Origin of the sequence: Williamsia sp. D3 (assembly GCF_000506245.1) — a bacterium.
GTDB lineage: Bacteria > Actinomycetota > Actinomycetes > Mycobacteriales > Mycobacteriaceae > Williamsia > Williamsia muralis.
This window is the reverse complement of sequence record NZ_AYTE01000020.1, coordinates 230,797-240,665: the sequence shown is the minus strand read 5'-3', so window position 1 is coordinate 240,665 and position 9,869 is coordinate 230,797. Positions and strand designations below refer to the sequence as shown.

Annotated in this window: 10 protein-coding genes; 8 read left to right on the top strand and 2 right to left on the bottom strand. The window is 63.2% G+C overall.

Going from position 1 to position 9,869, the window contains the following annotated elements:
* The first annotated feature begins 265 nt into the window (after nucleotides 1-265).
* Nucleotides 266-658, top strand: a complete 393-nt coding sequence (locus tag W823_RS44340) for an STAS domain-containing protein (RefSeq protein WP_023958733.1) — start codon at nucleotides 266-268, stop codon at nucleotides 656-658.
* An 11-nt stretch (nucleotides 659-669) separates the two neighbouring features.
* On the opposite strand, the gene W823_RS44335 is transcribed toward W823_RS44340, so the two are convergent.
* Nucleotides 670-1,755: a dihydrodipicolinate reductase gene (locus tag W823_RS44335; RefSeq protein ID WP_023958731.1), complete on the bottom strand. Its 1,086-nt coding sequence runs from the start codon at nucleotides 1,753-1,755 to the stop codon at nucleotides 670-672.
* 63 nt (nucleotides 1,756-1,818) lie between these two features.
* Nucleotides 1,819-2,847, bottom strand: a complete 1,029-nt coding sequence (locus tag W823_RS44330) for a Rieske 2Fe-2S domain-containing protein (protein WP_023958728.1) — start codon at nucleotides 2,845-2,847, stop codon at nucleotides 1,819-1,821.
* Between the two features lie 180 nt (nucleotides 2,848-3,027).
* On the opposite strand from W823_RS44330, the gene W823_RS44325 reads away from it, so the two are divergent.
* The 7 genes from W823_RS44325 (at nucleotide 3,028) to W823_RS44295 (ending at nucleotide 9,826) form a co-directional block, all read left to right on the top strand.
* Nucleotides 3,028-3,648, top strand: a complete 621-nt coding sequence (locus W823_RS44325) for a TetR/AcrR family transcriptional regulator (protein WP_023958726.1) — start codon at nucleotides 3,028-3,030, stop codon at nucleotides 3,646-3,648.
* Between the two features lie 133 nt (nucleotides 3,649-3,781).
* Complete coding sequence (locus W823_RS44320) at nucleotides 3,782-5,065, top strand: lipase family protein (RefSeq protein ID WP_031332440.1); 1,284 nt, start codon at nucleotides 3,782-3,784, stop codon at nucleotides 5,063-5,065.
* Nucleotides 5,066-5,140: 75 nt separating this feature from the next.
* Nucleotides 5,141-5,545 (top strand): SRPBCC family protein, encoded by a 405-nt coding sequence (locus W823_RS44315; protein ID WP_031332439.1) that lies wholly within the window; start codon nucleotides 5,141-5,143, stop codon nucleotides 5,543-5,545.
* A gap of 146 nt (nucleotides 5,546-5,691) precedes the next feature.
* Nucleotides 5,692-6,564 (top strand): DMT family transporter, encoded by an 873-nt coding sequence (locus W823_RS44310; RefSeq protein WP_023958720.1) that lies wholly within the window; start codon nucleotides 5,692-5,694, stop codon nucleotides 6,562-6,564.
* Nucleotides 6,565-6,631: 67 nt separating this feature from the next.
* Nucleotides 6,632-7,018 (top strand): DUF2834 domain-containing protein, encoded by a 387-nt coding sequence (locus W823_RS44305; protein WP_023958718.1) that lies wholly within the window; start codon nucleotides 6,632-6,634, stop codon nucleotides 7,016-7,018.
* 89 nt (nucleotides 7,019-7,107) lie between these two features.
* Nucleotides 7,108-8,334, top strand: coding sequence for a hypothetical protein (locus W823_RS44300; RefSeq protein WP_235189546.1), 1,227 nt, complete (start codon nucleotides 7,108-7,110; stop codon nucleotides 8,332-8,334).
* 166 nt (nucleotides 8,335-8,500) lie between these two features.
* Nucleotides 8,501-9,826, top strand: coding sequence for a PQQ-binding-like beta-propeller repeat protein (locus W823_RS44295; RefSeq protein WP_235189545.1), 1,326 nt, complete (start codon nucleotides 8,501-8,503; stop codon nucleotides 9,824-9,826).
* The last annotated feature ends 43 nt before the right edge of the window (nucleotides 9,827-9,869 follow it).

The following is a 9,869-nucleotide window of genomic DNA, read 5'->3' as shown; positions in this document are numbered from 1 at the left end:
GGTGAGCGGGGCGGATGGGCTGCTCGCGTTTCCGGTGCTTGCTCGGTCTGCGGGACGAGCTTCGGCCAGTTGGGAGAGCGGCGGTGGTTGCACATCCGGGCGCACCTCGCCCGCCGTTACCTGTCCGTTATCGTTCGTCACGATTGCGCGCCGAAGCTCGTTGCGCATTGCTTGGGTGAGCGCAACTTTCTAGTGTTCAGACAGAGCCACCAACCTGACGCCCGAGTTTGCGTGGATTCCCGTATCGAACGAGAAAGGCAGAACAATGAGCACAGATTTCCTGGCAACCGAGTTCTCCGACCACGAATGGCCGTTCGAGATCAGTGTCGAATCCTTCACCGAGGCACACGCAGTCGTCCGGGTGAGTGGCAACGCAGACATGGTCACATCTCCGCAGTTGCTGGCAGTGATCAATGCAGCGATCAGCAACTACTCAGAGGTGGTACTCGACCTGTCTCAGGTGAACTTCTTCTCTTCTGCCGCCGTCGACGTGGTGCTCGAGGCATACGCTCACCGGCCCGACAGTTTCAGGGTCTTCGCGCCGGTCCGTCCGGCCCGTCAGGTCCTCGAACTGTTCGCCGACGAGCGGCTGCTCGCCGAAGCACCTGCTCCGGTCGTCGACATCCGCCGCGCCCACGGCCTACAGGACGCGTCCTGATCGCTGCGGGTTCACAACTTGAAACGGCCCGCCATCCCCCGCAAGGGCATGTCTGCACTCGTGAGGATTCCTGGTCGCGCGCTGACCACCGAACGGATCGAGTTCAGTGCAGGCAAACCTGTGACGGTCATGCCGATGGATGCAAAGTCCTCTGGGTTGTCAAGCCGCACTCCCGGTTTCGGGAAAATCATGTGCTTGCTGTAGATGTTCGGGTCGCCCTGGATATGGGTGATGTAGCAACCCTTGATGTCCCAGCTGGGCGCGGTGTGCGGCGTCATCTGCCATTCCAGGTGTGATTCGACCCGCGGCACACCGTCCACCATGCCCTGATACTTGATGTAGTTCGCGCCCAGCGAACCTTTTGGCATCTGGTACCACCCGAGGTCGACGTCTTTGGTGCACGCACCCAGCTCGTAGGAGAACTTGACCTCGTCCAGCTTCAAGTCAAAACAGTCGGCCATCATGTAGACGCTGTCGGAGAACACTCTCGTGTACTTCTCCAGTGATCCGGGGATCGACGGGTCGTCGATGGGACGTCCGTACCCGACCTCTTTCCACGTCTCCACCGAGTGGTGGCAGGACACATCCACGGATTCGATGACGGTCACGTTTTCGATGTCTGCCACATCGGCGGAGTGGACGACTCCGAGAATCTGGCACAGTCCCGGGTTCATACCGGTGCCATAGAAGGTGGAACCTCCACGCTGACAGGCGGCTTCGAGCACTTCGGTGGTCTTCTTGCCTGACGGGTGCGGGTGGTTCTGATTTCTGTGGTGCCCCGTGATCCAGTCGGCCGTGGTGACGATGTTGATGCCCGCTTCGAGCACACGCTCGTACAGCTCCTCGTCCGGGAACACCCCGTGAAAGGTCAACACATCCGGCTTCGCAGCGATGATGTCGTCCACCGATCCGGTGGCGATGACCCCGTTCGGCGCCAGGCCCGCTATCTCGCCCGCGTCCCGGCCCACCTTCTCCGGGGTGTAACAGTGCAGGCCGATCAGCTCGAGGTCGGGATGACTTGCGATCCGCTTGATCATCTCGGTTCCCACATTTCCTGTGGCAACCTGGAATACGCGAATCTTCTCAGCAGCACTCATGTGTTGTCTCCATGTTGATCTCGGCTTGTGTACCGATCTTCGGACCGGCGGTTCGACCACCGATCACGATGTGGCCTCGACTGTCGACGTGTGAGCGTGGGTGCGGTTCTGCTCATCTGGATAGAACTGCGCAGCCCAGGCGCGGAGGGCCCGAAAGCCCTCGAACTCCTTGCGGGAGAGGGCCGGTGGGTCGGAGTACCGCTGGTGCGCCCAGATGTTGATGTCGGCCGCGAACTGTTCGATGATGTAGTTCGCCATCGTCCTCGCGTAATCGTTCATCTCCGCGGACTGGTCACCAGGCTTGCGCCCGATCCACACCGTGAACCGGACATCGGACGTGTTGTCGTCGACGGGCGTCACCGCGGACAGAGTGCGATTGTCGACCATGCCCCAGCTCTTGGTGACAGCCACGCCGAGTCCGCCGTTGATGGCCTCCACCCCGCTGCTGACATCGTCTTCGGAGACCGCATCGTCAAAGGCCACCGTGAAGTCGACATACGAGACCGGCTCGTCGAAGTCCTGCCGGGTGAACTCCGGGATGAACGGCGTTTTGTGCACGAACTTGAAGTGGGCGAAGTCCACACCGTTTTCCATGATGTATTGCGGATGCAGTTCGAGCCGCTCGCGGTAGAGCACGCCGACGGGGAACGATGGGTAATAGTCGTCCGCGCTCTTGCCGTCGTCGAAGTCGGCGAACACATCCGGAACATCGAAGTAGGGGGCTCGGCCCTCCACGTCGTGCCAGATCCAGATGGATTCGTTGCGCTCTACGACGGGGTAACTGCGGATCCGCCGGCCTTTGTTCGGATGGTTCTCGTAGGGAATGCAGACATTCCGGCCTTCGGTGTTCCATTCCCATCCGTGAAACGGGCAGACCAGGTTCTCGCCCTCCACATGTCCGCCGTAGCCGAGGTGGGCGCCGAGATGTTCGCAGTAGGCGTCCAAGACCGCCACCTGGCCCGACGTGGTTCGCCATGCCACCATCTCGCGGCCGAAATACGTCATCCGGTGAACTTCGCGCACGGTGACCTCAGCCGACCAAGCCACCTGAAACCAGCCGGTGGGCTTCATGGACAGTGTGGGTTTGGCCACGCCGAACCTCCGCGTTTCTCGAATTACGTTGTGCCGCAGTCGACGCCGAGCAGCCACTCGAATGGACCACGCACCCTGCGGCGGCCGCGCTGACCACAACCGTAGAACCATCTGTGAAACTTGTAAAGAGGGTTCTTTGAAAGTAGGTGTCGCGGCTGACACCGACTACCATCGGCTGTCATGACCGAAGTGGCGGCGCCGAGCAGGCGGGCGAACAAGCGAGGAATCGCCACCCGCGAGAGCATGATCAAGTCCGCGATCACCGCGTTGGCAACGGGCGACCCCGGCGCCGTGTCGGGAAACCGGATCGCCCGGGACATCGGGGCCACCTGGGGCGTGGTGAAGTATCAGTTCGGCGACATCGACGGGTTGTGGGCCGCCGTACTCCGCTACACCGCCGAGCAACGTGGCGACCTGCCCGCGAACGTCAAGCCGGGAGGCACCCTCCAAGAACGGGTGACCGGGTTGGTGGAGGCAATGTACGTCGGGCTGCGATCGCCAGAATCGCTGGCAATCGAAACACTGCGTGCGGCCCTGCCCCGCGAACGCACCGAACTCGAGCGCGACTTCCCCCTCACCGCAGCCGAGCTCGCCTCGTGGAAACCACGCTGGGACAACGCCTGTGAGCGTGCGTTTGCCGACCTGGGTGTGGACCCGGTACGGATCCGGCAGATGGCTGCGCTGATCCCGGCAGCCATGCGCGGCATCACCTCGGAGCGAACCCTGGGAACGTACGGCGACCTCGACGACGCCCGCGATGGGCTGGTCAACGCCATCATCGCCTATCTGGACTCGCAGTGACCGCCGAAAGCCTACATCGAATGGCTTTCCCAAATACGGAATAAATGATCGTTATTTCGTTGCGGTGCATCATGTTTCGTGAACAGTCGTCGAACTCACTCCGCGGTCGCGGGACCGGTGTTTTAATATCACCATGTCATTTAGTGGTCGGACTCTTGCCCTGCGTGTCATCGCCGCAGTAGGTCTCCTAGCCGGATCGTTGGCCCTGGCGGGTGTTCCTGCCGCGCAGGCAGATCCGGGGCCCGGGTCCCCGCTTCCGTCGGCCGACCCCTTCTACAGCTACGACGGGTCGCTCACCGACATCACGCCGGGCACGGTACTGCGGAGCCGGCCGATGACTTTTCGGACGCCGACGCTCGACACGCCGATCACCGGTAACCAGGTCCTCTACCGCACAACCGATCAGCAAGGCAGAGGTGCTGTCACCGTCGCAACAGTGCTGCGGCCGCTGGTGCCCGGACCGACGAAGCTGATCTCGTACCACATGGCGTACGACGCCCTCGGTTCTCAATGCGATCCGTCGTACACACTCAGCGGCGGGTCATCCAGTCCCATCGCCGAGGCCGAGCAAGCAGTGATCGCCGGATACCTGGCCGCCGGATACACCGTGGTCGCCCCCGACTACGAGGGTGAAAATCTGGAGTGGACCATCGGACGCCAGTCCGGTTATGCCGCGCTCGACGGTGTCCGGGCTGCTGAGGCTTTCTTGAAGCTGCCGGTCTCCACCCCGGTCGGCCTGCTCGGGTACTCGGGCGGCTCGGTACCCACCCAGTGGGGTGCCGAGGTGGCACCGAAGTACGCGCCCGAACTGAACATCATCGGCGTCGCGGCAGGCGGATTGCCCGTCGACCTGGCCCACAACCTTCCTTACATCAGCGGCGGCACCCAGTGGGCGGGCGTGATCCCCGCGCTGATCGTCGCCTACCAGCGCGCCTACAACCTCGACACCAGCAAGTTCATCTCCGACTACGGCCAGCAGCTGATGCAAGCGGTCAGTTCGGAATGCATCGCCAACTTCGCCGGTGACTATCCCGGTCTGACGGACGCCCAGATGGTGAAGGCCCCGTTCACCTCACTGTTGCAGGTGCCGCAGGTCGTCGGCGCGATCGACGACAACATCATGGGCAGCCAGGGAACCCCGAAGGCGCCATTGTTCCTGGCTGTCGGACATGCCGACCCCATCGGCGACACCATCATGGTCACCGACGACGTGGTGGGTCTGGCACACGAATACTGCGGCCGCGGAGTCGATGTCACCTACGCGCAGTACAACGGTCTGACGCACCAGGAATCGTTCCCACCGTTCGAGGCACAGGGCTTTGAGTACCTGACCGAGCGTTTTGCGGGTATCCCCACCCGTAGCAACTGCGCCGGCATTCCCCCCGGCAACAGCCTCGCGCCCACACCGATTCCCTGACCGCTCCGTCCGGCTCGGTCCAGCAGCACTGGCGAGACCGGTTTGAATCCGCGGTGTTCTGGCTACGCCCTACCCATGCGCCTGGGTTTCCGACATCGAATGCCGACTGTGGAACTCTCCATGTCGTTGCCGTCGGACGCGGTGTGGGACGTCCTGGTGGACCTGACGTCGTGGCCGAAGTGGGGCCCGACGGTTGCCGGTGCTGAACTCGATGATCCCGGGCCGCTGAAGCTGGGCGCCCGCGGCAAGGTGTGGACACCGGTCGGCGTACCGCTCCCGTTCGAGATCAACGAGTTCATCGACGGGCGGGTATGGGCTTGGCGGGTGGCAGGTGTGCCCGCGACCCGGCACGAAGTGATCCCGACACGGGGCGGCTGCGTGCTCAGCATGGCTGTGCCGGTGTGGGCGCCGGCCTACCTGAGCATCATGGCGATCGCGGTGCCTCGGATCGAGCGTCTCGCCGCCGAGCGCGTCTCCTGATGCGAACACATCCACAGCCGTTGGTACACGCGCTGTTTCGCCGCCGTTCACACGAGGCGCAGTCGGGTCATCCGGCGTCAGGTGTCATCTTCTGTGCTGTGAGACAACTCCTGCTGGACGTGATGCGCTCACGGTACGTTCTGTGAGTGAGCAACTCGTTCCTGGCGGTACTGTGCGCGATCGGCGCCGCTCTGTGTATCGCGGTGGGCACGGTGATCCGACAGCGATCGGCGTCGGTGATCAGCGATGACGACGTGGGCGCGCTCGGGCCGATCACCACACTCGTTCGCAGACCGGAATGGTGGCTGGGCACACTGGTGGGGTTCGGTGGTTACGGCCTTCAGGCGGTTGCTCTAGGGCTCGGATCGCTTCTGCTCGTGCAGCCCCTTCTCGTGTTGTCGTTGCTGTTCGCCCTACCGCTGGGGGCGAGATTCTCCGGCCGTACCGTCCAGCCACTGGACTGGGCCTGGGCGGGGGCGTTGACCCTGTCTGTCGCCGTACTCGTTGTGGTGGGCGACCCACGGCCCGGTGTCGAACGTGCCGAGACGCAGCACTGGATCATCATCTGCGCCATCGGGTTACCGCTTGTCGCCGCGTGTGTCCTACTGTCGCGCACCGGATCCAGGTCACGGCGTGCGCTACTTCTGGGACTCGCCGGAGGCGCACTCTTCGGCGTTGCAGCAGTGCTGACCAAAGGGGTGGTCCATCTCGTCGGGCGCGGCCCCGTTGCACTGCTCACGTCGGTGGAGCCCTACGCGCTGATCGTTGTGGCGGTGATCGCTATTTCACTACAACAGACGGCTTTTCAGGTCGGCGCATTGCAGGCGTCGCTCCCGGCCACCACGGTGATGGAACCGATGGTCGCCTCACTGCTGGGCTTCGTTGTGCTCGGCGAGTACTTGCATGCCGACAAGGCAGTGGCCGCGATCCTGGCGATCGCGCTCGTCGCCACGGTCGCCGCCGCAGTTGCATTGGCCCGAAGCGCCGCCGACAGTGAGGAAGTGGTCGTCGCAAAGTGAAGAGACTGACGGGAGTCAGTTAGGCCCGACGTGATCGTGCAGATAAAACTCAGGACAGAGGAGCAGAATGTCGAAATCACCCACCACCAATGACATCTGGCGGCGCCGGTCACTCATGGTCACGTTCGTGGCAGCCTTGGTGACCCAGAATGCCATCGCGATTCCCTACGTCCGCGAGAATGGTCCGAAGTCGGTGCTGGACTTCTTCATTGGAGACATCCACAAGACGACGCCGGGCCGCTTCGCGATGGTCGACCTCATGTACGTGGTCATCGGATTCCATATCTGGGCGTTCTCGGAAGCGAAGAAGCTCCACATCATCCGATGGTGGGTCGCTTCATTTGTCCTCACCTTCGGGGTGGGCATCGCGACCGCGATCCCCTTCTTCCTGCTCGCCCGGGATCGCGCTCTCGAGCGCCGCGGATCCGACCACCAGGTCGTAAGCGCCATGTAGTGCAAGCGGTGCTATAGCCAGCGGCCGAGGTGGCCAGCGCTGGCCTTATCGCCACGGCTGCCGTAGCGTCCGCAACGGGGAGGATGTGGATGAACGAGCAGGAATCGTCACGCGCGAAGCAGGCATGGACCTACGCGTTGACCATGGTGTCCGTCGTAGCGCTTGTGATCGTGGTCGCCGGCCTGCTGAGGCCATCGCCGGATCCGGAACTGACCACAGTGCCAACAACATCGACGACGGAGCCCGATCCGGCTGCGCCTGTGGACGTCGACATCGTGGAAGAACCCGTGGACCCGACCGCACCTATACCTGGGTGCGAGACGGTCGAAGAACCAGGCGAGGCTGAGTACACCTCGAGCTTCTCGATCGTTGAAGACAGCTACGACAACCCCAAATTCTCCTGGTTCAACGGCCCGAAGGCGACCGCGATGTCGAACGCTGCGGTCGCGTCGCTGCCCCCAACTGCCGAAATCGAGTTTGCGAGCCCGGAGCGATCGCTTGTGTTCCAGCCGATATCTGACTTCGGCGACGCGCAACCAGAGCCAGAAGGCTATACCTACGCTTCTGCCGCGTTGGTCAACGGCGACGCCAAAGGCAGCGTCTTCCTACAGGTGCAGAAGAACTCCGACCCGGTTCCCGCGTGTGTGGCGGGCTATCTCGATGAGCGTCGCACCACGGCTGAGGGCGTCGTGGTCGATGTGCAAGACACGTGGCGCGAAGTGGACAAGGTCCGAACGTTGACAAGATCCGCACACGCGTACGTGTCCGACCAATCGTGGATTCATGCAGCCGCCTACGACAATTCCGGCGACGGACAATTCGAGCAAACCGGCAAGATCCCCCTGACGATCGACGACCTGGTGCGAATCGTCACCGACCCTCGACTTCGCGTCAGTACCCCCGCACCGCCGGGCACACCTCCGCCGCCACAAGGTTGTCGCCACTCCTTTGGCTCGGACGGTGACGTGAACGCCCCGCGTATTGATCGCGCGCAGGCGCAGAGGTTGGACTCTGTGCTCGCCACCATCGATCTCGGTGGGCCGCGCCTTAACCCGTTGCAACCGGGCGGGTCCGCTAATGATGTTTTGTGCTCAGACAATGCTGATGTGAGATCTGGTGCAGGGCTCTATGTCTCGATCACCGGAGGCCAGCCACTGCCCACGCCTGACGCCCGGTACCCGGGGCCAGCGGTCAGCAGGAGATGCGGACGCTTCCTGACGGGACCGTCGTGCAGACGCACCAGTCCTCCGGTTCCATCTCAACAACGAACAGCTCCGACAACTCGAAGAGGGAGACGACCAACTCCGTCGAAGTGACTCGTCCCGGCGGAACTCAAATCTCTGTCAGTTCCAGCGCCGCCGTACCCAATCCGCCGCTCTCGTTGGAAGAGCTCGAATCCATCGCACTCACAGACGGATTGGAGCTGTAGCCGTGCCCAACAGGAGTACGCGCGCGCTTATCGCAGCCGCAACAGCCGCCACCGTGACAGTCACCGCAGCGGCGGCCGTGGTGGCCAACCAGGGTCCGACGTCGGTCAAGAAGATCACCGGGACAAACGAGCAGGCGCCGGGGCTCGCTTGGTCCCTCGATGCCGCCGAGTACCTCGGCCGTCCGTTCGCAGACTTCTCTGATCCGCGCGGGGGATCGTCGTACATGTCCGGCACTCCCGGATTCATCCTGGCAGCAGACACTCTCGTGACCATTGTCGGCATTCCGACCGACAGGTACGTCCTCGACGAGGCCGTGATGATCGGTGTCGACCCCGAAAACGGTTCTGTCCGCTGGCGCGCTCCCGCCGCGGATCTCGAGCAGTGCAGCGCGCAGCCGATCGATGGGAAGATCTACTGCTACGCACAGGCCGATGGCCACGCGATCGTCACATACGACCTCAAGTCGGGTACGTCCGAGAGGCGTTCCGTCGAGGAGTACATTTTCGGTCTCACAACCACCGCTGACACCCTGTACATCATCGAAGGCAGCCCCGAAGACGGCGAGGTCCGGGTCCATTCGGGCGGCTTCGACGACGTTTCTGCCAACTGGACGCAGAGCTTTGACGTCAGCGGCGGATGGGAAGAGGTGTACCAGTCGGGCGTACTGACCGTGAACGACGGAGTCGGGCTCGTGCGGATGGGCATCTCCATGGCACAGTTCGATGCCGATTCCGGCAACCTGTTGTGGGGCAGCGGTGAGAGCTGCGTCTCCAGCGCGACCCTCGAGTCCGGAGGTGTTGTGGTGCAATCGAACAGCGGGTGCGGGTCCGGCAACACCGAGACAGAGCAGGCTCTTCGGGGCCCGGACGGGAAGGTGCTCGCAACCTCGCAGAGTGCGGAAGTGCAGCGTCCGGTATTCGATCACGTCACCGACGCAGATGCCCCCATCCTGCTCGGTGATTCCGCGTACCACCGCACCACCGGCGAACGCCTCTGGACCAACCCGGATCTCGTCGCCCGCCAGTCCGGAACCGTCACCGCCGTCGTCGGCAACACCGCCTACCTCAGCGATACGGCAAGTTCACACGCGGTAGGTATCGACGTGCGGTCCGGTAGGCAGCTGTGGCGGACCGATGGGGACGAGTCGTTGACCCCCCTCACGGCCGGTGGCGGGTTGCTCGTCGGATCCGGAGTGGTCGAGGGGTCCGAGGCGCTGATGGCGGTCGACATCGGTACCGGAGAGATGGTGTGGACAGCGCCATTTGCCGCCATCGACGCAGATCCCGAGACGTTCCGTTCGGGCCGTGCGATGACACCGTACGACAATGGGTGGATTCTTTCCTCGGACCGCCGGCTGATCGGCCTCACCCCGCTCTGACGCGAAGGACTGCTGTCGTGCCCACCGCGCAACGTGGCAGGCT

Coding starts and splice junctions, on each gene's coding strand:
- W823_RS44340 (WP_023958733.1), top strand. CDS start 266: ATGAGCACAGATTTCCTGGCAACCGAGTTCTCCGACCACGAATGGCCG.
- W823_RS44335 (WP_023958731.1), bottom strand. CDS start 1,755: ATGAGTGCTGCTGAGAAGATTCGCGTATTCCAGGTTGCCACAGGAAAT.
- W823_RS44325 (WP_023958726.1), top strand. CDS start 3,028: ATGACCGAAGTGGCGGCGCCGAGCAGGCGGGCGAACAAGCGAGGAATC.
- W823_RS44320 (WP_031332440.1), top strand. CDS start 3,782: ATGTCATTTAGTGGTCGGACTCTTGCCCTGCGTGTCATCGCCGCAGTA.
- W823_RS44315 (WP_031332439.1), top strand. CDS start 5,141: ATGCGCCTGGGTTTCCGACATCGAATGCCGACTGTGGAACTCTCCATG.
- W823_RS44305 (WP_023958718.1), top strand. CDS start 6,632: ATGTCGAAATCACCCACCACCAATGACATCTGGCGGCGCCGGTCACTC.
- W823_RS44300 (WP_235189546.1), top strand. CDS start 7,108: ATGAACGAGCAGGAATCGTCACGCGCGAAGCAGGCATGGACCTACGCG.